The following is a 21,699-nucleotide window of genomic DNA, read 5'->3' on the forward strand; positions in this document are numbered from 1 at the left end:
AACCGATTGCGGTGTAGCACGCGAACTGATACCGGCGCTCTCAAATAGGTGGAAACCATACTGAGCAAAAATAGTGAATACCATCGATCGGGCAGAGGAAAGTACGAGCTTGCCTTTCAATGCCTAGTCAGTCATGCGCGTTAATTCTTCGCATTTGAAGTTTAATATATTCTGCGTAAGTGATTTCGTAATTAGCAAAACGAAGGGAATCTTTCCGGGCTTGTTCGCTGATCGTCAATTCTGACAGCTCTACGTTGGCTCGTGCGGCGTCGACTGCTTTGTGTCGTCGCCGCTGTTCTTCGCTCATGCCCCGGCGCTCTTGTGTTTTTCGCGCCAGTTCTTCCTCGTACAGTACAGTACAGCACTGGCTGCGTACTCCTCAGCCATATGAGCGGAACATAAGCCTACTAAACCTCCTTAAGATATGAGTTAGGGTGGATTTGCTTCATTGCTCGACATGACGATGAATCATTTGGTCATTAACGGTAAGAATAGCTGCGATACCTTCAACAGTGATCAATGGTTCCACATCTCTCGGCAGATCAAGGCTCTGCACAAACTGACTTGGTTCAGGCGAGCTGTACGTTGTTAGGCACAGAAAGTCGTAAAATGATCGTTTGAGGCGCCTAGACCGCCCTTCTTGGTGCAAGCGCTTGCCATCAAACCACTCTTCTGCGACGACCTCGCAAAAACTTGAAATTTCGCATGGCTAAGTTTTCCTCTGAGATCCTCTGTGAATTCGTCGCGAAAATTCTGCTTGTTTGCCGTGAAGTAGTTCAAAGCATCTGTACTAAGTTCCGTGCCGTCGACAAACTTAATTTTCTCGTTATTAGGGCTACGCATCAATTGATGCACAATCTACGTGAGCGGCAACCGAAAAACGATCCATAATTGCAGCAGACTCTTGATACTTCGGCAGCAAAGACGTTGTGATGGCTGTTTTTGATTTGTTCATTATTTACTCAAAGCGTTTCAGAATCTAAATTTTTAAGATACGTCGCAAAGTTATCGAATTTAAACAATACGTCACAAGAGGAATATGCTTTCAATTGAATCTGAGGCTGCATGAGCAAATTCGCCAGCGCTTTGTCTGTGAAGAATGCGTGCGTACTTGGGACTGCAGCTTGTGCTGCGGCGAAGTCAGCAATATCGCCTCGCTGAAATTTTCGATTCTCAATATAGCGAACAAATGCGTGCAAATTTGCAAGGATACGAGCCGTCATTATGTTTCTGCTGCTTGGATTCTCTTTCCAGTGAAGCATTGCCATAGCCGCTTGTGCTTTGGCAGGTGTAAGATTATTCACTGGTGGTCCATCGGGAACATGAGACCGCATTATTCCCGCCAACTCAACGAAAAGTGCGTCAGCGAAATTTTTTATCTCATGTCGATGAGCGAATTTCCCTTTATTCATTTCATCAATGCCAGCAGTGTTATCCCAAATTGCATCTTTCCCTGCTGACATTTCGAGGATAGCCTTGAGCGGTAGCGAATAGAGGTGATCCATTAGCGCCTTTTTGAGTGCTAACTCCATCGCAGGAGGGAGCAATTTAGGCATCTCAGGTTCTAGACCACCCATAAGATCCATCGGATGACAGAAGCGATTTGGCTCCAGCCCCGCAACGCGCGTTTCCTTTCGATTGAACAATGCGAGCTCTTGTGTAATCACTTCATCTGGTGGCTTAATCGCGACATTTTTCGAATACCGGTCTACTACGACCATTAGTGATGCTGTGGTCTCCGGATCGCTCATCGATTGTAATTCCATCATCGTTGAAGTTCCAATTGGAAAAACGCAGGCGTCACGAATTTGAGGGCTGTTCATAATCCCTGCGAATTCTCGCATAGCGGTACTTAGCGTCGACTTTCCGCGCTCGTAATCACCTAAGCATTTCCAAGCATTTGTGTCGAGGTAAATTATTTTTTTTCCCGCTAAACCCTTACGAACCTTCTCCCGTTGAGATTCGCGATACTCGTTAATGGAAATATCAGGATTTTTTAGATGGGCATTGAATCTCTCATAGATTTCGCTTTTTTCGGAAATATACTTATCCAGCGGGGCAGGTTGGCTCATTGAATTTTATAAATATAAGTGGTTGCATGAATGACCGGAATTGGCTGACATCGGCCGTTCGTGGGCGCTGCATTTCCATAATGATACTGTCGCGCGCTGTTCCCGCGCGGAATGGTCTTACCAAACAGTCAAGCATCGCTTGCGCAGCGCTATGCTATTTGTTGGAGGTGATTGCACGGCGGTCCAAGGCATCGGCCAGTACAACCAAGCTAGCATCGGCCTCCAGCATGTGCCTCAGGCCGTCCAGCACCGATGCTTGACCTGAGTTTTGCGGTCGCGCACCGCACTGACATTGTTGGCAGGTGATCGTCACCTATACATCTCATCTGGTGCGGACGGAAAGGATCGACTTTCGAAGAATCGCAGCACCATCAGTGGATGCGCTGCATGCAGAAATATATACTGAATCCCTAATCTTAAAGTGAATAAGTTATCTGAATAATTTCTCTAAAGAGTTTGATTTTGTCGCGATAAGAAAAGCTTGTCAGTCAACCTAGAAATCTAAATTTTGTATTGTTGGCGCTGAATTTTCGATTTTGACTCTTCTTTCAGAATTTAAATATTCCATTGCTTCTTTGTTTTTAAGTACGGCAACATAAAAGGCATGGCTCCAGTTCTCGCTCGGTGAGTCAGGGCCGCCTTGCTCAATTAAACGTTGAGAAAATGCAATCGAAGCATCTGCCCCTGTTTTTCGAACCAAGTCAAGCCAATGGTTGAAATTTTGACGGCAATAATTGACTAATCTCTTGCGAATTTTTAATTGTTCCACATGCAGTTCTAGGCGCTGTTTTTCTGCAGTGCTTAAATAACCAGTACTTTTGAATTTAACCGAAAATTTCGGAACTGGCTTAGTGAAGGTCATCTCTACTTGAAAAGCAAGCTTCGAAATTAAATCAGAATAAAAAGGATGAATGAATTTTACTGAATTTTTAGTTTCACAGAAATAATGTTTGCCCTTTGTGGGAGCGCATCCTCTGCATTGAGGTACTAAATTATCTGCTAAAAACGCATATTCGGGCCATTCATCTTTAGGAATAAAATGGTCGAGAGTGTCTGGAATAAATGGATATCCGCAATATGGGCACTCGTGAAGACTAGGATCCGATCTACGCATCACAAGCAGTCGGGATAGTTCAGATGGCGCACCGGAATAGTAGTCAATCAATAGCGACTTCTCATTGAGGAACATACTATTAGGGACTTTTGTCCCTACGTCATAGATAATATTTTCATAGGATTCGTAGGATGTGCGAATCCTGTCTGCATGGAGTGTTAAATCTCCTACATTTTCTTTTCTGCTTCTTAGCGCTATAGTAAGCCATTCGTCAATTGGGCTGATTCGCATGTAATGCAAATATTTCATAATTCAGTGATTTCTATTTTCTGATTATCTTCATCACTTAGGACCGCTATGGCGTAAGCCAGTGCTTCATCACCGACACGTCCGGAAATTTTCTCAATTTCCTCGATCGAAATGTTTTCGTCGCGAATGAGATTTTCGATGTTCTTTTGAAATGGCTTATCTGTGTAGTAGTCATCGAAAACTTCGCCGGAGATTCTATCGGTTGACTCCCCCAAAGTCTGAAACGGTGGACGGAGCACCGTCGTTCTTCCCTCTCGTTTTCTTAAAATGGAAATTGCGTCCTTGTCGACTTCACGAACCATGACAGGAGAGTGAGTGGCGATTACTGCATAAGATTTTGTGACATCCAATATTATCTTGAGCATATCTAATAGAGCGATCTCAAGAGTAGGATGTAGATATAATTCTGGTTCGTCAATTAACACCAAGCTCTCATCTTCTATCTCGGCCATGAGTGAAGGCAACATGTAAGCATAAATGTTCTGGCCCGAACTTAGATTAATTTGTACGCCCCTTAAAAAGAAGCGAACTCCAACTTCTGCCTCGAGTTGGAAAAACTTAGCCTTAAAATTATATTGATTTTCTTTATTGATGTAGAAAAAATCTGCACCTTTTTCTTTTAGCCCAATAGCGTCGAATTCGATATGGCGATTAAGTGCCTCAAACAACTGGTCAAATTTCGATTTGCCCCGCCACCACCTATTCTCAGCGTCGTACGAAATTAGCTTGAGTAAAGAAATTACGCTATGAATTGCTGGCCACTTCAGAGAAAATTCACCGTCTTCCTTTTTAAACCCAATATATGAATAGGAATTAACATTTAATCTGCTCCTCTTTTTTTCTGCTTTTGTTTCTGTTGCGATAGACAGTCCATTAGCCTCATTTAAGGCATCTGCAATTCCACTCTTTGTGTAAAAATTCTCGAATGGTGAGTATGCAATGCAGATTATCTTATGAAAAAAAGGCAACGGCTGATCTGTCTTGTCAATTCCAGTTACGTTGCGAACTAGTGCCAATAATGTATGAGATTTCCCGACACCATTCTCGCCGACAAGTATATTAATGCGGCGTGAGTTAATGCCATTTTCTGTATTGTCGAAATTCAAAGATATCGCGTCGAAACTCTCAGGCAAATTCTTAACTGTGACTTGAAATTCCTTGTCAATCTCATAATTCCCGATGGAAATTTGATGGCCCTTTTTGATTGCAGCTTCGGAGGCACTTCCAGATCGCAATATCCCACTAGAAAACCCTGCCCAACTTCTGAACTCGTCTTGATTTTGATAATAATAGCTAGCATCACAAATTAGCTGCAAGAACTTTTCGATTTCATACGTGCTTGAGAAGATTCTTTTGATTTTCCTGTAATAATCAAGATCGCTTGATAACGATACGAATTTTTCAGGGCTTAAGATATCGGTGATATCGATAATTTTTTCATCGCTATCCTTCGATAAGATATCTGCCGTATTAATTCCTTCCTTGGATAGAATTTTGATATGCCCTACATTGTCAAGATTTTCACCTTTAATGATAAAGCACTTAAATGTAATTACATAGCCATAATCATTCCACGGACTAGTATAATTACTTCCAACATGGTCTTGAGTTATGTAGCATCCATCGCCCATTGCGCTAGAAGGCTTTACTTTGCTAAAGAATATTTTCATTTTTATACAAATTTGGAATTCGAGAGTAAAATATATGCGCTAGTTCTGAAATGATGACATCTTTGAAATTTCTCCACTGCCTATGCAAATTGCGGACGTTAAAGAATACGCTTCTTGATAAATTAGTGATTGGGCGGTATTTTGCCTGATTTGGCTGGTTAAAATTCTCTCACATTGTCACTTAAGTTATTAATGCTCGTGAATCGGATCCTTCCTCGCAAAAAATGGTCACGTCTGAAATTCGCAATCGAACTCAGCCCTAATAAGCGCTAATTGTCGAGGATTTATCTAAATAGACCTGCCCTACTGTATGTCATGTATTTGCCGGATGGCATGTGGTTCATGACCCGCTTGAAATCTGAAGACCATGCGCCGCCCGGTAGCGGCGCGCCTCCATGGTCGAGCTCCCGGTTGTTGCCGGTGCTGGCAGCGGCGCGCCCCAAGTGCGCAAACCGGTGCCCGTCATACGCGGCGCACAGCCATTCGTCCGGGCGGTCAAAGCGGTCCTGCCGCCGCTGGTGACTTTCCAGGAAGCGCTCAAGCTGTTCGCCGATCCCTTCTATCACAACAGCCCGAACTACCAGGGCATCGGCTGGAACGTGCTGGCCTCGCTCAAGCGGGTGGCGGTCGGCTTCGGGCTGGCGGCGCTGGTCGGCATTCCGCTGGGCTTCGTCATCGGCCGGGTGAAGTTCGTGAACGGCATGTTCGGCCCGATCATCAGCCTGCTGAAACCCGTGTCGCCGCTGGCCTGGCTGCCAATCGGCCTGCTGGTATTCAAGTCGGCCGATCCAGCGGCGATCTGGTCGATCTTCATCTGCTCGATCTGGCCGATGATCATCAATACGGCGGTCGGCGTGCAGCGCGTGCCGCAGGATTACATGAACGTGGCGCGCGTGCTGAATCTGTCGGAGTGGAAGATCCTGACCAAGATCCTGCTGCCGTCGGCGCTGCCGTACATCCTGACCGGCGTGCGTCTCGCCATCGGCACCGCATGGCTGGTGATCGTGGCGGCCGAGATGCTGACCGGCGGCGTGGGCATCGGCTTCTGGGTGTGGGACGAGTGGAACAACCTGAACGTGGCGAACATCATCATCGCCATCGTCGTGATTGGCGTAGTGGGGCTGCTGCTCGAGCAGGCGCTGGTGGCGCTGGCGCGGTCGCTGACGCACGAACAAGTGGCTAACTGATTAAGGAGCGCGATCATGGATGACCTTCAAACCAAATTCATTGACATCACCGGCGTGGAGATGGCGTTTCATACGAAGAAGGGCGTGTTCCAGGCGCTGCAGGGGATCGACCTTGCAGTACGCAAGGGTGAGTTCATTACGCTGATCGGGCACTCGGGCTGTGGCAAGTCGACCTTGCTGAGCCTGATCGCCGGCTTATTGAAACCGACGGCGGGTGTGCTGCTGTGCGCGAATCGCGAGATCGCCGGACCGTCGCCGGAGCGGGCGGTAGTGTTCCAGAATCACTCGCTGCTGCCGTTGCTGACCTGCTACGAGAATATCCATCTCGGGGTCGAGCGGGTGTTTGGCGGTGCCGAGACGCGGGTCCAGCTGCGCGAGCGGACCATGGCGGCGTCGGCGCTGGTGGGCCTGACCAGTGCCGAGGCGAAGCGGCCGCATGAGATTTCGGGCGGCATGAAGCAACGGGTGGGTATCGCGCGGGCGCTGGCGATGGAGCCGAAGGTGCTGTTGATGGATGAGCCGTTCGGCGCGCTCGATGCGTTGACGCGGGCGCATCTGCAGGACGAGCTGCTCAAGATCGTGGCTGCGACCAAATCGACTGTCGTGATGGTGACGCACGATGTGGATGAGGCGGTGTTGCTGTCGGATCGGATCGTGATGCTGACCAATGGGCCGGCTGCGACCATCGGTGAAATCGTCGAGGTGGGGCTGGAGCGGCCGCGCGACCGGGTCGCGCTGGCGCAGGATGCGCGCTACACCGAGCATCGCAAGGCGGTGCTGGAGTTCTTGTATCGAAAACAGGCGCATCCGGCGGCGGAGGCGGCGTAGCTAGCCAGGCGCCGGTCGCGGATAGAACTTCCACAGGAAGGAGGGTACCGACTGGCGCCATTCTTCCTCGGTCTGGTCCGGTACCGCGCGCAGGTCGAGCAGCCATTCGCGCACGACCCTGCCCGCGGCGATCTCGACGTAGATCTCGTCCGGGTAGATATTCCGAGGTGGGTAGCCGGTCCGGCGGCGCTCGCCGTGCCAGCCGCGGATGATGCCGCTGTACCAGGTCGCGGCGAGTGGTACTACATCGTCCGGAAAGAGTAGCGATAGACCGATTTGCGGGTTGAATCCGGTCAGGTACAAGATGCGCTCATAGCCGCATTCCCGGACTTCCCAAGTGCCGTAATAGCCATTCGAGCAACCGGGCCAGGGCTTGAAGCGGGGCGGCGAAGCCAGTGACTTGCGATATGGCTCGAGCGCGAAGGTGTCGATCGAATAGACGGTGCCATCGACAGTCATGCGCTCGGCGAAGTCCATCGTCATGGGCGTTCCTCCAGCTCAGATCGGGCTCAGGGGGCCTTCTTCTTCTGCACCTGGCGCTGCTGCTGCTTGCGCTGCGTCTGGTTGCGGTTCTGCTTGGCTTCGTACAGCGCGACGGCATCCAGCTTGGCCTGGGCGACCGTACGCAGTTCTTCCTTGTCGTCGTGCGCGACGAAGTACTCTGCGTCCTGCGCATCGACCACCAGTTTGATAGCCGCTTCGTCGTCGAGGTTGTAGATCTCGGTGAGCAGGGTCGTTACTTCATCGAGGAAGTCTTCGTAAGTCATGGCGCTATCGTCCTTGATCAAAAGGGAAATAATAAGGTAAAAACAAAAACGCCAGCCCGAAGGCTGGCGTTTCTGAGAATCTTTGGTAGGCCGTGCGTGGCTCGAACACGCGACCAACGGATTAAAAGTCCGCTGCTCTACCAACTGAGCTAACGACCCGAAGAAACGAGATTATAGGGCCCGCCCTCGAACCTGTCAATTGCCGAGCCCGATCAGGGCGATGCTATCGCGCGACAATCACTTCAGCGAAGCCAACCGATCGCGCGCCGTCTGCGCCGCGCTCGAGTCCGGATACTTGGACACCAGCGTCTGCAGCGACTTCTTCGCGTTCTTGTTGTCCTTCAGCAGAGCGTAGCTGCTGGCGATGTTCAGCATGGCGTCCGGCACCTTGGCGCTGTCGGCGTAGGTGGTGGTCACGACCTGCTGGGCCGCGATGGCTTTCTTGTAGTCGCCCAGTGCGTAATAAGTGTTGCCCAGCCAGTACTGCGCATTCGACGCGTAGGCCGATTGCGGATACTGCTTGACGAATTCCTGCAGCGCGACGGAAGCGCCCTTGTAGTCGCCCGACTGGAACTGGGCGGTGGCGGCCTCGTAGGCGGTCTTCTCGGTCGGCATCACTTCGGCGGTCTGGCCGTCGATGACTTCCTGGCGCGGCTCGAAGCGTTTCATGCGTGCGTCGAGGTCGGCGTACAGTTGCTTCTGGCTTTCCTGGGCCTTGGACAATTCATTCTGCAGCACTTCGATCTGGCCGCGCAGGCGCGCGATCTCGCGCATGGTCTGCTCGTGCTGGTTGAGCATCTCGATCTGGACCGTCTTGTCCGACTTGCCGTCGATGCGCGTGGTCAGGTCGCGCGTGATGTTGTCGACCTTGGTGCGCAGGTCCAGGATGGCCTTGCGCGCTTCGTCGTCATCGAACGGGCCGGCCACGGCGTGCAGCGGCATCCACAGGGCCAGGACGAGGCAGGCGAGGCGGGACGGAGACAGTTTGATCATGAACGTTGCTCTTTCTAAACCGGTTGCTGAGATAAAACGGGGCGGGTAGCAGTCTGCACTGCGTCCCGCCCCCTGTCAATCGGCTGAGTCAGCCGTATTGATTACTGGTAAACGATGTCAGCGCGGCGGTTTTCAGCCCAGGCTTCTTCGTTGCTGCCGGTTGCCTTCGGCTTTTCTTCGCCCAGCGAGACGGCTTCCATCTGACCTTCCGACACGCCCAGCGATGCCATCGAGCGACGGACGGCTTCAGCACGCTTCTGGCCCAGGGCCAGGTTGTACTCGGTGCCGCCGCGTTCGTCGGTGTTGCCTTGGATCAGGACTTTACGCGAGGTGTTCTTGGTCAGGTAGCCCGAGTGGTTCTGCACCACTGGCTGGCCGTCGGCGCGCACCACGAAGCTGTCGTAGTCGAAGTAGACGCTACGGTTGGCCAGGACGCCTTTTGGATCGTTCAGTGGATCGACGGTGCCGGTTTCCACTGGACGGATGTCACGTGCGTCAGCCACTGGTGCTGCTGGCTCTGGCGATTTTTCAACGACTGGGGTGTCTTCCAGTTTGGTTGGCGACGAGCAAGCGGCCAGCAGGGCGGCAGCGGAAGCGATGAAGGCGAGACTCTTGAAGTTGCGCATGGATTTTCTCCTGTTCTGGTTAAGGTTTTACTTCTTACTTCATGAAAGGACCCCAGCTGGGCTCCCGAATGTTTCCCGCTTTGGTCGTCAAGCGTTGCTTGACCCGTCCATCCACAGACACCACTGCAAGCGAGACGCGCCCGCCGCCCTTGGTTGCATACATGATGTACTTGCCGTTAGGCGAAAAACTCGGTTCGGTGGCCCCATCGGCCAGGCGAAGTTCCCGGCCGCTTGCCAGGTCCATCGCGTATAAGGAGAAAGCGCCGCCGCGCTGCGAAATCCAGGCCAGCGTCTTGCCGTCGGACGACACGCGTGGGCTGATGTTGTAGTTGCCGTTGAACGTCACGCGGGTGGCGTTGCCGCCCGAGACGCTCATCTTGTAGATCTGAGGACCGCCGCTGCGGTCGCTCGTGAAGTAAATGGTCTGGCCGTCGGCCGAGAACTGCGGCTCGGTATCGATGCCGGGATTATTGGTCAGGCGGCGATGGCCGCTGCCGCTCGAATTGACGGTGTAGATTTCCGTATTGCCGTCCTGTGACAGGGCGACGGCCAGGGTCGAGCCGTCCGGCGACCAGGAAGGCGCTGAATTGTTGCCCTTCTGGTTGGAGATCACGTTGCGGCGGCCGGTCATCAGGTCTTGCAGATAGACCACCGGCTTGCGGTTTTCCATCGAGACGTAGGCGACCTTCATGCCGTCCGGCGACCAGGCCGGCGAAATGATCGGTTCCTTGCCCTGGGTGGCAATGATCTCGTTCTCGCCGTCGGCGTCGGCCACGGCCAGCGCGAAGCGGCTCGCCGCGCGGTCTTCCTTCACATACGCGATGCGGGTCGAGAAGATGCCGCGCACGCCGGTCAGCTTTTCATAGACGTCGTCGGCGATGCGGTGCGCCTGCAGGCGGGTGTAGCGGGGCTGGACTTCGCCGCCCAGCTGCGAGATTTCGCCGCCCTTGACGGTGTCGAGCAGCTTGTAGCGGATCGCGAAGCGGCCGTCCGGCTGCCGCGCCACGCTGCCGACCACGAGCGCGTCTGCGCCACTGGCCTTGAATGCGCCCAGGTTGACCTTGCCGACGTCGGCGTCGCTGATCACCTGGCCGGCGTCGATGACCTTGAACACGCCGCTACGCTCGAGGTCGGCACGGATGACGGCCGAGACTTTATCGGGCGCGACGGATTCGTCGGCAAAGGCGGCGATGGCCACCGGAATCTGGTTGCTACCGACGCCGGCGATTTCGATCTGGATCTGCGCATTGGCTGTAGTCCCTATCGCCAGGGAAACGCTGAACAGCAAAATGTGAAGTTTTTTCATGGTGTCTCTAGTAAAACTGGTTCGAACCGAATCAATCGTAATCTTTCATCGAGAAATTCACGTCAAGCGTACGCTCCACGGTCCCGTCCTTCTTCTTGGGAAGTGGAGATGCTTTCTTGATACCATTTTCCACTGCTCTGTCAAATTCTGGCACACCGCTGCTTTTCACCAGGCGAACCGACATGATTTCGCCAGTTGGCAGCTGCTCGACCCGGAACGTGGCGCGCGGATTGCCGGATACATCGGTATTGCCCGGATAGGCCGTCGCGCTCTTGATCGCGGCCGTGATCGCGGCGATATAACCGCCGTCGCTGCGCGGACCGGTCGATTTCGCGGCGGTGCCACCGCTGCCCATGGCGCCAGCCATGCGCTGCAGTTCTTCCTTGCGCAGCTTGTCGAGTCGTGCGTCTTCGGCCTTGGCTGCGGCAGCGTCCTTTTTCTTCTTCTCGGCAGCAGCAGCGTCGGCCTTCTTCTTGTCGGCGGCTTCCTGCTTCTTGCGCTCGGCTTCCTCGAGTTTCTTCTTCTCGGCCTCGTCGCGCTTTTTCTTTTCCGCCTCGTCGCGTTTCTTCTGTTCCGCCTCGTCGCGCTTCTTCTGCTCGGCCTCTTCGCGCTTACGCTCCTCGGCTTCCTTGCGCTTCTTGTCTTCAGCAGCAGCCTTCTTCGCTTCTTCTTCCTTGCGCTTCTTTTCCTCGCGCAGCGCGATCTCAGGATCGGGCGTCGGCGCAGGACGCTCCACCACCGGCTCCGGTGGTGGAGGAGGCGGCGGCGGTTCCGGCGCGGGTTCCGGTTCCGGCTCAGGTTCCGGCGCCGGCTCGGGCGGCAATTCGGGCGCCGCGGCGGTCTGCACCGACATATCCCACACCTCGGCCTCGACCGATACCGGATTGACCTTTTGCCAGCTCACGCCGATCGCCAGGAAGGCCAGCAGCGCCGCGTGCACCGCCACCGCCAGCAGGAACGATGGCAGTGGTTTCGGTTCTGGCGGCACGTAGTAGGGCGCGCCGTCGTTGGCTGACTTCTTTGCGGTCATATCTTCGGCGTCACTGGGTGGCCAGGCCGACCCGGTTGATGCCCATCTTCTTGGCTTCCGAAATCAGCTGGATCACGTCGTCGTACTTGCTGTCGCGGTCGCCTGCAATCAGGACCGGAAAGTCCGGATTCTCTTCGTGTAGAGCGCGCAGGCGCTGGAGCAGGGCGGAGCGGTCGGCCACTTCGTCCTGGGCAACTTTTACCTTGCCGTGCACGCCGATCGACAGCTTGTTGCCCGGCTCGATCGAAATCTGGATATACGTGTCCGGCGGCAGCGCGGATTTCTCGGCGCGCGGCAGATTGACGACGCTCGGCGCCTCATTCGCAGGCACCGCCATGAAAATGATGAGCAGCACCAGCATCACGTCGATATACGGCACGACGTTGATCTCGGACTTGAACTTGCGGCGACGTCCGCCGCGCATGCTGCTGGAAAATGACATCCCGATGCTCTCCCGGTTCTCGTGGGCGGATCAGCGCGACTGGCGCTGGAGGATGTTCGAGAATTCTTCGACGAAGCTCTCGAAGCGGTTCGCCAGGCGGTCGATGTCGTGGGTGAAGCGGTTGTACGCGACCACGGCAGGGATGGCGGCGAACAGGCCGATCGCGGTCGCGATCAGCGCTTCGGCGATGCCGGGAGCGACCACCGCCAGGGTGGCTTGCTCGACGCTGGCCAGGCCGCGGAACGAGTTCATGATGCCCCACACGGTGCCCAAGAGACCGATGTACGGCGAGACCGAACCGACCGAAGCCAGGAAGTTCAGGTGCGAATCGAGGGTGTCGAGTTCACGCTGGAACGAGGCGCGCATGGCGCGGCGGGCGCCGTCGAGCACCGAGTTCATGTCCAGCGCTTCGCGCGACGCTTGCTTGCCCTTGATGAATTCGCCCATGCCGGCTTCGAAGATGCGGGCCAGGGGACCGCTCTGGTCGCGCTGGCTGCTGGCGCTCTGGTGCAGGGTGTGCAGGTTGCCGCCAGCCCAGAAGCTGCGCTCGAACTGTTCGGTCTGCGCGCGCGCGGCGCGGATTGCGAAGATCTTACGGAAAATATAAGTCCAGCTCACGATCGACAGCAACAGCAGCAAAGCCATGATCAGCTGCACCAGGATATGGGCATTGGCGATCAGGGAGACAAACGAAAGGTCGTGGGTTGCAGTCATCGTAAGCTTATTTGTGTAAATATTCAGGCGGCACGCATTTTAGCAGCCACGTCGTCGGGCAGGGAACGGGGGCGGGTGGTTCTGACGTCAACGCAGCCGATTTTCACGTTGGCCGAATTGAGCAGCACCTCGCCGCGCCATGCTTCCTGGAGAAACTGAACCGAAGCTCCGCCCACTTTTGCCACGCTGGTGCGGATGCAGAGTTCATCGTCGAGACGGGCGGCCGAGCGGTAATCGAGGGTCATGCTCCTGACGACGAAGGCCGTATGGCCGGCGTCGATCAGTGCTTGTTGTTCGATTCCGAGCGCGCGCAGGAACTCGGTACGGCCACGCTCGAAATACTTCAGGTAATTGGCATGATAGACAATGCCTCCGGCGTCGGTATCTTCGTAATAAACCCTGACTGGCCAGTTGTACACTGAAGGCATTCTTTGTTGCCGAATTAATGAAAACGGGAAATATTTTACGCGACTTTCCACTTTAATATGTACGCTGACGTACGTTGAAAGTGGAAAAGTTTTACGTACTGATAGCACGGTGTGGTGCTTTTGAGCAGTAGTAGACTTGAAACGTAGTTAAAAGACCAATCACTGTAACACTTTCTCACAAATGATTGGTGAGGGATTGGTCTTCATAGCCAGCTATGGGGGAGGATACAGGGTCGGTTATCCCCGCCGCACGGCAAACGGCGAAAATCCCTGGCACGTCGGCATCAGCTCGATGCTGTTGACGTTGACGTGCGGCGGCAGCGTCGCGATCCAGAAGGCGGTGTCGGCGATGTCCTTCGCTGTCAGCGGTTGCGTGCCTTCGTAGACCTTGGATGCGGCCGCGTCGTCGCCCTTGAAGCGCACGTTCGAGAATTCGGTGCCGCCGCACAGGCCGGGCGCGATATTGGTGGCGCGCACACCGGTGCCGACCAGGTCGGCGCGCAGGTTCAGCGTGAACTGCTCGACGAAGGCTTTGGTGGCGCCATACACATTGCCGCCCGGGTAAGGATAGTGGCCGGCCACCGAGCCGATATTGATCACCAGGCCACTGCCGCGCGCCACCATGTCCGGCAGCACGGCGCGGGTCATGGTCACCAGGCCCTGGCAGTTGGTCGCAATCATGGTGTCCCAGTCTTCCAGTGGCACCTCATGGGCCGGCGCCGTGTTCAGGGCCAGGCCGGCATTGTTCACCAGCACGTCGATCTGTTTCCATTCGGGCGGCAGGCCAGAGACGGCGGCCTCGATCGAGGCGCGGCTGGTGACGTCCAGGGTCACGGCCAGGGCGGCCTCGCCCAGTTCGCGCGCCAGGTCGGCGATGCGGTCGGTGCGGCGCGCGGCCAGGACGACGCGGTGGCCGTGGGAGACAAAAGTGCGCGCCATTTCGGCGCCGAAGCCGGCCGATGCGCCGGTGATGAAGACGTTCATGATGGGTCCTTGGGTGGCAACAGGGTGACAGGCGAGAGAGGCAAGGCGCACTGCCGAACCGTAAAATTGTAGCCGAAACGACTATGAGTCCGCTGATGGCCGGGCATTCTCGGCCGGCACAGCGGTTTCCTTGCCCTACGATGGGGAGTTCAGTACAATTTGGAGTCCTTACGTCTCACGTAACTGGCGAAACACCGCGTGTGCGCACCATTCGGATGCACGGCGCGGCAAAGGTGGGCACCCACCGGGGAACGTGAGACGCCATACGCCGTTCGCCTGGGCAGCCATCAACCGGTACGCGTTCGATCGCGGTTGCCTGCGCCCGTGCCTACGGCCCGCCCCGGCTCCCGCCTTCCCATGCCACCAGTTGCCTGGATTACTATCGATTGGAGTTTTACATGTTTGCCAAAGATCATACGCTCGCCAATATCGACCCGGAACTGTGGGATGCAATTCAAAAAGAAAACGTTCGCCAGCAAGACCACATCGAGCTGATCGCCTCCGAGAACTACACCTCGCCGGCCGTGATGGAAGCGCAGGGCTCGCAGCTGACGAACAAGTATGCCGAAGGCTATCCGGGCAAGCGCTACTATGGCGGTTGCGAATACGTCGACGTCGCCGAGCAGCTGGCGATCGACCGCCTCAAGGAACTGTTCGGCGCCGAAGCCGCCAACGTCCAGCCGAACTCGGGTTCGCAAGCCAACCAGGGCGTGTTCTTCGCCATGTTGAAGCCGGGCGACACCATCATGGGCATGTCGCTGGCCGAAGGCGGCCACCTGACCCACGGCATGTCGCTGAACATGTCCGGCAAATGGTTCAACGTCGTCTCGTACGGCCTGACCCCAGAAGAAGACATCGACTACGAAGCCCTCGAAAAGCAGGCGCACGAGCACAAGCCGAAGATGATCATCGCCGGCGCGTCGGCGTTCGCCCTGCGCATCGATTTCGAGCGCATCGCCAAGGTCGCCAAGGATGTCGGCGCCTACTTCATGGTCGACATGGCCCACTACGCCGGCCTGATCGCCGCCGGTGAATACCCGAACCCGGTGCCGTTCGCCGACTTCGTCACCTCGACCACCCACAAATCGCTGCGCGGCCCGCGCGGCGGCATCATCCTGATGAAGGCCGAGCACGAGAAGGCCATCAACTCGGCGATCTTCCCTGGCATCCAGGGCGGCCCGCTGATGCACGTGATCGCCGGTAAGGCCGTCGCGTTCAAGGAAGCGCTGTCGCCGGAGTTCAAGGAATACCAGAAGCAGGTCGTCAAGAATGCAAAAGCCCTGGCTGAAACCCTGATCGCGCGCGGCCTGCGCATCGTGTCGGGCCGTACCGAATCGCACGTGATGCTGGTCGACCTGCGCGCCAAGGGCCTGACCGGCAAGGAAGCGGAAGCGATCCTGGGCCAGGCTCACATGACCTGCAACAAGAACGGCATCCCGAACGACCCGCAGAAGCCATTCGTCACCTCGGGCATCCGCCTGGGCAGCCCGGCCTTCACCACCCGCGGCTTCAAGGAAGAAGACGCGGTCACCGTGGGCAACCTGATCGCCGACGTGCTGGACAACCCGCACGACGCCGCGACCATCGAGCGCGTCAAGGGCGAAGTCAAGAAGCTGACCGACAAGTACCCGGTCTACGCGCGTTAATTGCAATTCTCCCGGACCGGTTCGCCGGTTCGGTCGCATCATCCAGCAATACTGCAGCCCCGGCGCCATGAAATGTCCCTTTTGCCAGCATGAAGAAACACAAGTCCTCGATACCCGCGTATCGGAGGAAGGGGATGCCATCCGGCGCCGGCGCCGCTGCGGCAAGTGCGACAAGCGCTTCACCACCTATGAGCGCATCGAGCTGTCGATGCCGATCATCGTCAAGAAGAATGGCAGCCGCACCGAATTCGCCTCCTCCAAGCTGCGCGGCAGCCTGATGCTGGCGCTGCGCAAGCGCCCGGTCTCGGCCGAGGCGATCGACGGCGCGGTCGCCTCGATCGAGGAAAAGCTGCTCACCAGCGGCCGGCGCGAAGTCGACAGCGTGTATGTCGGCGAGCTGGTGATGGAACAGCTCAAGCGTCTCGACAAGATCGCCTACATCCGCTTCGCTTCCGTCTATAAGAATTTCGAGGACCTGGATTCCTTCCAGGCGGCGCTGGCCGAAGTCGGCCACCAGCGCAAGCTCGACAACTGACGTCGTTTCCAAGTTCCTTTTTTCGCCCTGCGCATCCTTGCGTCCACGCATGGGCGCCTGAGTCCTGTCTGATAACTTCTCTGCTCGCACATCGTTAGCGGAGGATAGGCATGCAGGCGCATCTCCCCGGCCGGCCGGGCGGTTTCACCATGATCGAAGTCCTGGTGGCCATGTTCGTGCTCGCGGTCGGCGTGGTCGGCGCCAGCGCGGCCCAGCTGGCGGCGCAACGTACGCGCCAGCATGCGGCGCTCAGTTCCGACGCGGCGCTGCTGGCCGCCTCCTTGGCCGCACGCATGCAGGCCAACACCCACGTGGCCAGCCTGCCGGAAGGCGCCAACCCTTATTTTCCGCTCGATTACAAGGCGCTCGATGCTGGCCCGCCCGCGGGTGGCGCGCCGTGTTTTGGCGCGGGCGCCTGCGATCCGCTGGCGCTGGCCGCCTACGATCTGCGCGAGACACGCCTGGCGCTGCACCGGGGTTTTCCAGCGGGTCGGATCGCGGTGTGCCGCGACGGCGCGCCGTGGGATGCGGCGCACAGCCGCTACCGATGGGCGTGCAGCGGGGATGCGACTGCCCCGGTGGCGATCAAGATCGGCTGGCATGGCACCGATGACGGCCCGGGCTACATGTTGCTGGTGGCGCGATGAGTGTCTTCAACCCGCGCGGGCGTCAGGCCGGCCTGACCATCGTCGAACTGATGGTGGCGATGGCGCTCGGCCTGGCGGTGCTGCTGGCCAGTGGCTCGCTGCTGATTACCAGCGTGCGCGCGCATGCCGCCGTGATGGAAGCGTCCGAGATGGACGATAGCGGCCGCTATGCCGTCGATGCGCTGGCGCGCGCCATCCGCCTGGCGGCGCACGTCGACTGGGCCGCGCATCCCGGCGCCGATCCGGCAGCGGCGGCGGCGGCAGCGCCGGCGCGGCTGGCCGGCCTGGATGCCAGTTCGCTGGAGCGCACCGGCGCCGGCATCGATGCGGTCCTGCCCGACGAAGCCAATGGCAGCGACGTGCTGGCCCTGCGCTTTCCCGGCAGCGGCGCACCGCCCAATGGCGATGGCGACACCCTCGATTGCGCCGGCTTCCCCGTGCATCGCGACGAAGAAGGCTGGAGCATCTTCTACGTCGCGCGCAATGCCCAGGGCGATGCCGAGCTGCGTTGCAAGTACCGGGGCGCGAGCAGCTGGTCGTCGGATGCGGTGGCGGGCGGCGTCGACGGCTTCCAGGTGCTGTACGGCCTGGATGCCGACGGCGACCGGGTTCCGGAGCGCTACGTCAATGCGACCGAGCTGGGCGCGCTCGATGCGGCGCTGGTGCTGGCCGGCGCCACGCCCGACGAACGCGCGGCTGACTTGCGCAAGCGCACGCACTGGAAGCGGGTGGCGTTGGTGCGGGTCGCGCTGCTGTTGCGTGGCCCGCGCCTCAATCCCGGCGCCGACGCCAGCATCGTCTACGACTTGTTCGGGCCAGACCATGGCGCTGCCTTTTCCACTGGCGACCACGGCACGCGGCTGACGGGAACGGCGCTCGACGAAGGCCGCGAGCCACGCATGCGCAAGGTCTACGGCGCGACCATCGCCTTGCCGGTGGCGCCGGAGTGAACTTCGCATGGATACCCTTGACTCACCTTCCCGGCGGGAAGGCGGTATTGCGCTCCTGACCGCCCTGGTGCTGATGCTGGCGGTGCTCATGACCGGCATTGCGTCCACCCGCGGCGCCTTGCAGGGGGCGCGCGCCGCCGCCCACGAACGCGACCGCGTGCTGGCGCTGCAGATGGCCGACGCCGCGCTCGTGGATGCGGAGCGGGACATCGAAGGCGGCGCCGAGCCTGGTTCGGCGCGGGCCAACGCCATCGCCGGCGGCAGCGCCGACGCTTTCGTCGCCGGCTGCGGTGGCGGACGGCCATACAGCGGCCTGTGCGCCTACGCGGCCAATCCCGACCAGCTAGCCGAACTGCTGGCCGACGACGACGGCCCGGCCATCCTGTTCGGCAGCTTTACCGGCTTGAGCATGCCGGAAGGCGAGGGCGCGCTGCCACTCGCGGCGCCGCGCTATCTGGTCGAGCTGATGCCGGCGGCGCCCGACGGTCAGCTGTACCGGATCACGGCGCGCGGCGCCGGCAGCATGCCCGGCACCCATGCCGCGCTGCAGGCCTATTACCGCAAGCCGCCCGACGGCGCCCCCGGCCGGCGCGTCGGCTGGCGTGAGCTGGGGAACTGGAGTGAAGCGTTCGCAATGCCTGCCTCTACCGCCAGCGCGGCGGGCCACCCGAAAGGAAAGGGCAGACGATGAGGCAGGGCAGCAAGGGATTCACGCTGGTCGAACTGATGGCCGTGCTGGCCGTCCTTGCCATCCTGGCCGCGCTCGTCTATCCCTCATATACGCAGCAGATCGTGAAGGCGCGCCGCATCGAGGCCCAGCTGGCGCTGCTGGACCTCATGCAGCGCCAGGAGCAATACCGCGCGCTGCACCATTCCTATCTGGCGTTCTCGATCGATACGGAGGACGCCGACACCGCCCAATTCCCGGCCTGGACCGGCAACAGCGCCGCCACCAGCGCCTATGAGCTGGACGGCGACGCCTGCCCCGGCCAGGATATCGCCCACTGCATCGAGTTGCGCGCCCGGCCGGGCACCGCCAATGTCGATGCCGGTTTCGCCGATCCCGACTGCGGCGTCCTGACGCTCGACAGTGCCGGCCGGCAAGCGGCCAGCGGTCCGTCGTCGCGCTGTTGGCCATGAGGCCAACAATGCGACTGCGCTGCTCCGCCGGCCTGTCCCTGGCCGAGCTGGTGGTGGTGCTGGGCATGGTCGCGGTGACGGCGGCGGTGGCCGCGCCCGACCTGCGTGCGCTGGTGCGCAGCCAGCAGCTGCGCACCGCCTCGGGCGACCTGCATGGGGCGATCCAGCTCACCCGTTCGCAGGCGATTGCGCGCAACGAGCGGGTCAAGCTCACGCCCAACGACGAGGCGGGCCGCGACTGGTCGCGCGGCTGGACCGTCTACGTCGATCGCGACGGCGACCGCCGGCCGGGGGAGGGCGACGAGATCCTGGCCGTGCGCTCGCCTCTGCCGAACGGAATGCAGGTCAGCTATTCCTTCACCAGCCCTGCGCCGCCGCAATACATCGCCTACAATGGCGCGGGACGCAGCTGCAGCGACACCAACAGCGCCGCATCGCGCCTTGGCACGCTGTCGCTATTCCATGGCGGCCAGGTGCGCCGTATTAAAATCAATATGCTCGGGCGCGCACGCCTGTGCAACCCCGCCCGCGAAGACGGGTGCGACGGCGCCGCGGCGCCGCCCTGAAGGAAAGACATGCCGACAAGCTACAGCGAACTGATCCTGAACGATACCGACGGCATGGCCCTGGCCCTGGACTGGGCGGCGCGTGGCATGTACATCACCGCGCCGAACCCGCGCATTGGGTGCGTGATCGTCAAGGACGGCATCGTGATCGGCGCCGGACACACCCAGCCCGCCGGCCAGGCGCATGCCGAGATCCAGGCGCTGCGCGACGCCGCGGCGCGCGGCAACGACGTGCGCGGCGCCACCGCCTACGTCACCTTGGAACCGTGCAGCCACCATGGCCGCACGCCGCCATGCTCGGACGCCCTGGTGCAGGCCGGGTTGAAGCGGGTGGTGGCGGCCATGGTCGATCCGAATCCGCTGGTGGCCGGCCGCGGCCTGGCCCAGCTCGAAGCCGCCGGTATCGAGGTCAAGGCCGGCGTGCTGGCCGAGGCGGCGCAAGAGCTGAACGTCGGCTTCTTCTCGCGCATGGTGCGTGGCCTGCCGTGGGTGCGCCTGAAGGTGGCGGCCAGCCTGGATGGCGCCACCGCGCTGGCCGGTGGCGAGAGCCAGTGGATCACGGGAGAGGCGGCGCGCGCCGACGGCCATGCCTGGCGCGCGCGCGCCAGCGCGATCGTGACCGGCATCGGGACCGTCAAGGCCGATGATCCGCAGTTGACCGTGCGCGGCGTCGAGACGCCCTTGCAGCCGCGTCGCGTGATCGTCGACAGCCGCCTGGAGATCGACCCCGGCGCCCGCATCCTGCAGGGCGAACCGTGCTGGATCGTCGCTGCCGTCGAGAACACGGAAAAAGCCGCTGCCCTGACGGCGGCCGGCCATGTGGTTTTGACGCTGCCGAACGCGCGCGGCAAGGTCGACCTGCCGGCCTTGATGCGCGAGCTGGGCCGGCGCGAGATCAACGAAGTGCACGTCGAGGCGGGTTCAAAACTGAACGCCTCGATGGTGCGCGAAGGCTGCGTCGACGAGCTGCTGGCCTACCTGGCGCCGAGCCTCATCGGACCGGGGCAGGGCATGTTCGACCTGCCAGCGCTCGAGCGCCTGGCGGACCGCCGCCAGCTGCGCTTTTACGACGTGGCGCGCGTGGGCGACGACCTGCGCATCCTGGCCCGCTTCGTCGAGCCGGCCGCCTGAAACTGAATTTGATTTAACACGAAGGAATCATATGTTTACTGGAATCGTCGCCGCCGTCGGCAACATCACTTCCGTCGCGCCGCTGGCGGGCGGCCTGGACGCCGGCGTGCGCCTGGTCGTCGATGCCGGCCCCTTGCCACTGGCCGACGTCGCCCTGGGCGACTCGATCGCCATCAACGGCGCCTGCATGACCGTGGTCGAAAAGACCGACAAGGCCTTCACGGTCGACGTCTCGCGCGAGAGCCTGAACAAGACGGTCGGCCTGGAAGCCCAGGGTGAAGTGAACCTGGAAAAGGCCCTGACGCTGGCCGAGCGCCTGGGCGGCCACCTCGTATCGGGCCATGTCGATGGCCTGGGCGTGGTACATAGCTTCGAGCCGGTCGGCGAGTCGTTCGAACTGATCGTCGACGCGCCGCAGGAGCTGGCCAAGTTCCTGGCCTACAAGGGCTCGGTCGTGATCAATGGCGTGTCGCTCACCGTGAATCGGGTCGAGGACCTCGACGCGCGCGCCAACAAGGTGTGCCGCTTTTCGATCAACCTGATTCCGCACACGATCGAGGTCACGACCCTCAAGCACCTGAAGGCCGGATCGCAGGTCAATCTGGAGATCGACCTGATCGCGCGCTACGTCGAGCGCATGCTGGCAAGATCCGGCGGCGTCCCGTTGTAAGAAC

25 protein-coding genes, 1 tRNA gene and 1 riboswitch are annotated in these 21,699 nt (G+C 58.9%); of the genes, 11 read left to right on the forward strand and 15 right to left on the reverse strand.

Translation table 11 applies throughout. From position 1 onward, the window contains the following. Positions 1-127: 127 nt before the first annotated feature. From AC3A6F_RS05075 to AC3A6F_RS05090, 4 genes are all read right to left on the reverse strand, one after another. Entirely contained in the window at positions 128-307 is a 180-nt protein-coding gene (locus tag AC3A6F_RS05075; protein WP_487678880.1) for an antitoxin VbhA family protein, read from the reverse strand. A 655-nt stretch (positions 308-962) separates the two neighbouring features. Further along, positions 963-2,072, reverse strand: a complete 1,110-nt coding sequence (locus tag AC3A6F_RS05080; RefSeq protein ID WP_487678881.1) for a hypothetical protein — start codon at positions 2,070-2,072, stop codon at positions 963-965. A 493-nt stretch (positions 2,073-2,565) separates the two neighbouring features. Next, on the reverse strand, positions 2,566-3,417 hold the full coding sequence (locus tag AC3A6F_RS05085; RefSeq protein WP_487678882.1) for an HNH endonuclease signature motif containing protein: 852 nt from the start codon (positions 3,415-3,417) through the stop codon (positions 2,566-2,568). A 14-nt stretch (positions 3,418-3,431) separates the two neighbouring features. Continuing rightward, entirely contained in the window at positions 3,432-5,105 is a 1,674-nt protein-coding gene (locus tag AC3A6F_RS05090) for an AAA family ATPase (RefSeq protein WP_487678883.1), read from the reverse strand. 395 nt (positions 5,106-5,500) lie between these two features. Between AC3A6F_RS05090 and ntrB the strand changes: the two genes are divergently transcribed. Next, entirely contained in the window at positions 5,501-6,292 is a 792-nt protein-coding gene (gene ntrB, locus AC3A6F_RS05095; RefSeq protein WP_487678884.1) for a nitrate ABC transporter permease, read from the forward strand. Between the two features lie 15 nt (positions 6,293-6,307). Next, positions 6,308-7,120 (forward strand): ABC transporter ATP-binding protein, encoded by an 813-nt coding sequence (locus AC3A6F_RS05100; RefSeq protein WP_487678885.1) that lies wholly within the window; start codon positions 6,308-6,310, stop codon positions 7,118-7,120. Here AC3A6F_RS05100 and AC3A6F_RS05105 read toward each other — a convergent pair whose 3' ends face one another. From AC3A6F_RS05105 to AC3A6F_RS05155, 11 genes are all read right to left on the reverse strand, one after another. Then, positions 7,121-7,603, reverse strand: a complete 483-nt coding sequence (locus tag AC3A6F_RS05105; protein ID WP_487678886.1) for a hypothetical protein — start codon at positions 7,601-7,603, stop codon at positions 7,121-7,123. A 26-nt stretch (positions 7,604-7,629) separates the two neighbouring features. Beyond that, on the reverse strand, positions 7,630-7,887 hold the full coding sequence (locus AC3A6F_RS05110; RefSeq protein WP_123068712.1) for a hypothetical protein: 258 nt from the start codon (positions 7,885-7,887) through the stop codon (positions 7,630-7,632). A gap of 83 nt (positions 7,888-7,970) precedes the next feature. Continuing rightward, positions 7,971-8,046 (reverse strand) — tRNA-Lys (locus AC3A6F_RS05115). Between the two features lie 78 nt (positions 8,047-8,124). Then, positions 8,125-8,880, reverse strand: a complete 756-nt coding sequence (ybgF, locus tag AC3A6F_RS05120; RefSeq protein ID WP_487678888.1) for a tol-pal system protein YbgF — start codon at positions 8,878-8,880, stop codon at positions 8,125-8,127. 101 nt (positions 8,881-8,981) lie between these two features. Continuing rightward, positions 8,982-9,506: a peptidoglycan-associated lipoprotein Pal gene (gene pal / locus AC3A6F_RS05125; RefSeq protein ID WP_487678889.1), complete on the reverse strand. Its 525-nt coding sequence runs from the start codon at positions 9,504-9,506 to the stop codon at positions 8,982-8,984. Positions 9,507-9,540: 34 nt separating this feature from the next. Continuing rightward, positions 9,541-10,812 (reverse strand): Tol-Pal system beta propeller repeat protein TolB, encoded by a 1,272-nt coding sequence (gene tolB, locus AC3A6F_RS05130; RefSeq protein ID WP_123068695.1) that lies wholly within the window; start codon positions 10,810-10,812, stop codon positions 9,541-9,543. Positions 10,813-10,843: 31 nt separating this feature from the next. Next, positions 10,844-11,842, reverse strand: a complete 999-nt coding sequence (tolA, locus tag AC3A6F_RS05135) for a cell envelope integrity protein TolA (RefSeq protein WP_487678890.1) — start codon at positions 11,840-11,842, stop codon at positions 10,844-10,846. A gap of 10 nt (positions 11,843-11,852) precedes the next feature. Further along, positions 11,853-12,284: a biopolymer transporter ExbD gene (locus AC3A6F_RS05140; protein ID WP_487678891.1), complete on the reverse strand. Its 432-nt coding sequence runs from the start codon at positions 12,282-12,284 to the stop codon at positions 11,853-11,855. A gap of 30 nt (positions 12,285-12,314) precedes the next feature. Beyond that, positions 12,315-12,998, reverse strand: coding sequence for a protein TolQ (gene tolQ, locus AC3A6F_RS05145; RefSeq protein ID WP_147933456.1), 684 nt, complete (start codon positions 12,996-12,998; stop codon positions 12,315-12,317). A 23-nt stretch (positions 12,999-13,021) separates the two neighbouring features. Next, the gene (gene ybgC, locus AC3A6F_RS05150) at positions 13,022-13,426 is read right to left on the reverse strand and encodes a tol-pal system-associated acyl-CoA thioesterase (protein ID WP_487678892.1); all 405 of its coding nucleotides are present in this window, start codon (positions 13,424-13,426) and stop codon (positions 13,022-13,024) included. Between the two features lie 237 nt (positions 13,427-13,663). Continuing rightward, positions 13,664-14,410: an SDR family oxidoreductase gene (locus tag AC3A6F_RS05155; protein ID WP_487678894.1), complete on the reverse strand. Its 747-nt coding sequence runs from the start codon at positions 14,408-14,410 to the stop codon at positions 13,664-13,666. Positions 14,411-14,579: 169 nt separating this feature from the next. Continuing rightward, a riboswitch (ZMP/ZTP riboswitch) is annotated at positions 14,580-14,699 on the forward strand. 109 nt (positions 14,700-14,808) lie between these two features. Here AC3A6F_RS05155 and glyA point away from each other — a divergent pair. From glyA to AC3A6F_RS05200, 9 genes are all read left to right on the forward strand, one after another. Continuing rightward, entirely contained in the window at positions 14,809-16,056 is a 1,248-nt protein-coding gene (gene glyA, locus AC3A6F_RS05160; RefSeq protein WP_320469133.1) for a serine hydroxymethyltransferase, read from the forward strand. 67 nt (positions 16,057-16,123) lie between these two features. Next, positions 16,124-16,591, forward strand: coding sequence for a transcriptional regulator NrdR (gene nrdR / locus AC3A6F_RS05165; protein WP_123068688.1), 468 nt, complete (start codon positions 16,124-16,126; stop codon positions 16,589-16,591). Positions 16,592-16,701: 110 nt separating this feature from the next. Further along, positions 16,702-17,238 (forward strand): type IV pilus modification protein PilV, encoded by a 537-nt coding sequence (gene pilV / locus AC3A6F_RS05170; protein ID WP_487678895.1) that lies wholly within the window; start codon positions 16,702-16,704, stop codon positions 17,236-17,238. Then, complete coding sequence (locus AC3A6F_RS05175; RefSeq protein WP_487678896.1) at positions 17,235-18,188, forward strand: PilW family protein; 954 nt, start codon at positions 17,235-17,237, stop codon at positions 18,186-18,188. Before pilV ends, AC3A6F_RS05175 begins: the two co-directional genes overlap by 4 nt. A gap of 7 nt (positions 18,189-18,195) precedes the next feature. Beyond that, entirely contained in the window at positions 18,196-18,879 is a 684-nt protein-coding gene (locus AC3A6F_RS05180; RefSeq protein WP_487678897.1) for a pilus assembly PilX family protein, read from the forward strand. Next, complete coding sequence (locus AC3A6F_RS05185; protein WP_487678898.1) at positions 18,876-19,328, forward strand: type IV pilin protein; 453 nt, start codon at positions 18,876-18,878, stop codon at positions 19,326-19,328. Before AC3A6F_RS05180 ends, AC3A6F_RS05185 begins: the two co-directional genes overlap by 4 nt. Positions 19,329-19,336: 8 nt before the next feature. Beyond that, positions 19,337-19,894, forward strand: a complete 558-nt coding sequence (locus AC3A6F_RS05190; RefSeq protein WP_487678899.1) for a GspH/FimT family pseudopilin — start codon at positions 19,337-19,339, stop codon at positions 19,892-19,894. Between the two features lie 9 nt (positions 19,895-19,903). Then, positions 19,904-21,025: a bifunctional diaminohydroxyphosphoribosylaminopyrimidine deaminase/5-amino-6-(5-phosphoribosylamino)uracil reductase RibD gene (gene ribD / locus AC3A6F_RS05195; protein ID WP_487678900.1), complete on the forward strand. Its 1,122-nt coding sequence runs from the start codon at positions 19,904-19,906 to the stop codon at positions 21,023-21,025. 31 nt (positions 21,026-21,056) lie between these two features. Beyond that, positions 21,057-21,695, forward strand: a complete 639-nt coding sequence (locus tag AC3A6F_RS05200) for a riboflavin synthase (RefSeq protein WP_487678901.1) — start codon at positions 21,057-21,059, stop codon at positions 21,693-21,695. Positions 21,696-21,699 lie beyond the last annotated feature (4 nt).

This window comes from Massilia sp. Soil_C_3, from assembly GCF_057657035.1.

What these genes read in the sequence shown, in the direction of transcription:
- AC3A6F_RS05075 (WP_487678880.1), bottom strand. Translation starts at nt 307, where the DNA reads ATGAGCGAAGAACAGCGGCGACGACACAAAGCAGTCGACGCCGCACGA.
- AC3A6F_RS05080 (WP_487678881.1), bottom strand. Translation starts at nt 2,072, where the DNA reads ATGAGCCAACCTGCCCCGCTGGATAAGTATATTTCCGAAAAAAGCGAA.
- AC3A6F_RS05085 (WP_487678882.1), bottom strand. Translation starts at nt 3,417, where the DNA reads ATGCGAATCAGCCCAATTGACGAATGGCTTACTATAGCGCTAAGAAGC.
- AC3A6F_RS05090 (WP_487678883.1), bottom strand. Translation starts at nt 5,105, where the DNA reads ATGAAAATATTCTTTAGCAAAGTAAAGCCTTCTAGCGCAATGGGCGAT.
- ntrB (WP_487678884.1), top strand. Translation starts at nt 5,501, where the DNA reads ATGGTCGAGCTCCCGGTTGTTGCCGGTGCTGGCAGCGGCGCGCCCCAA.
- AC3A6F_RS05100 (WP_487678885.1), top strand. Translation starts at nt 6,308, where the DNA reads ATGGATGACCTTCAAACCAAATTCATTGACATCACCGGCGTGGAGATG.
- AC3A6F_RS05105 (WP_487678886.1), bottom strand. Translation starts at nt 7,603, where the DNA reads ATGACGATGGACTTCGCCGAGCGCATGACTGTCGATGGCACCGTCTAT.
- AC3A6F_RS05110 (WP_123068712.1), bottom strand. Translation starts at nt 7,887, where the DNA reads ATGACTTACGAAGACTTCCTCGATGAAGTAACGACCCTGCTCACCGAG.
- ybgF (WP_487678888.1), bottom strand. Translation starts at nt 8,880, where the DNA reads ATGATCAAACTGTCTCCGTCCCGCCTCGCCTGCCTCGTCCTGGCCCTG.
- pal (WP_487678889.1), bottom strand. Translation starts at nt 9,506, where the DNA reads ATGCGCAACTTCAAGAGTCTCGCCTTCATCGCTTCCGCTGCCGCCCTG.
- tolB (WP_123068695.1), bottom strand. Translation starts at nt 10,812, where the DNA reads ATGAAAAAACTTCACATTTTGCTGTTCAGCGTTTCCCTGGCGATAGGG.
- tolA (WP_487678890.1), bottom strand. Translation starts at nt 11,842, where the DNA reads ATGACCGCAAAGAAGTCAGCCAACGACGGCGCGCCCTACTACGTGCCG.
- AC3A6F_RS05140 (WP_487678891.1), bottom strand. Translation starts at nt 12,284, where the DNA reads ATGTCATTTTCCAGCAGCATGCGCGGCGGACGTCGCCGCAAGTTCAAG.
- tolQ (WP_147933456.1), bottom strand. Translation starts at nt 12,998, where the DNA reads ATGACTGCAACCCACGACCTTTCGTTTGTCTCCCTGATCGCCAATGCC.
- ybgC (WP_487678892.1), bottom strand. Translation starts at nt 13,426, where the DNA reads ATGCCTTCAGTGTACAACTGGCCAGTCAGGGTTTATTACGAAGATACC.
- AC3A6F_RS05155 (WP_487678894.1), bottom strand. Translation starts at nt 14,410, where the DNA reads ATGAACGTCTTCATCACCGGCGCATCGGCCGGCTTCGGCGCCGAAATG.
- glyA (WP_320469133.1), top strand. Translation starts at nt 14,809, where the DNA reads ATGTTTGCCAAAGATCATACGCTCGCCAATATCGACCCGGAACTGTGG.
- nrdR (WP_123068688.1), top strand. Translation starts at nt 16,124, where the DNA reads ATGAAATGTCCCTTTTGCCAGCATGAAGAAACACAAGTCCTCGATACC.
- pilV (WP_487678895.1), top strand. Translation starts at nt 16,702, where the DNA reads ATGCAGGCGCATCTCCCCGGCCGGCCGGGCGGTTTCACCATGATCGAA.
- AC3A6F_RS05175 (WP_487678896.1), top strand. Translation starts at nt 17,235, where the DNA reads ATGAGTGTCTTCAACCCGCGCGGGCGTCAGGCCGGCCTGACCATCGTC.
- AC3A6F_RS05180 (WP_487678897.1), top strand. Translation starts at nt 18,196, where the DNA reads ATGGATACCCTTGACTCACCTTCCCGGCGGGAAGGCGGTATTGCGCTC.
- AC3A6F_RS05185 (WP_487678898.1), top strand. Translation starts at nt 18,876, where the DNA reads ATGAGGCAGGGCAGCAAGGGATTCACGCTGGTCGAACTGATGGCCGTG.
- AC3A6F_RS05190 (WP_487678899.1), top strand. Translation starts at nt 19,337, where the DNA reads ATGCGACTGCGCTGCTCCGCCGGCCTGTCCCTGGCCGAGCTGGTGGTG.
- ribD (WP_487678900.1), top strand. Translation starts at nt 19,904, where the DNA reads ATGCCGACAAGCTACAGCGAACTGATCCTGAACGATACCGACGGCATG.
- AC3A6F_RS05200 (WP_487678901.1), top strand. Translation starts at nt 21,057, where the DNA reads ATGTTTACTGGAATCGTCGCCGCCGTCGGCAACATCACTTCCGTCGCG.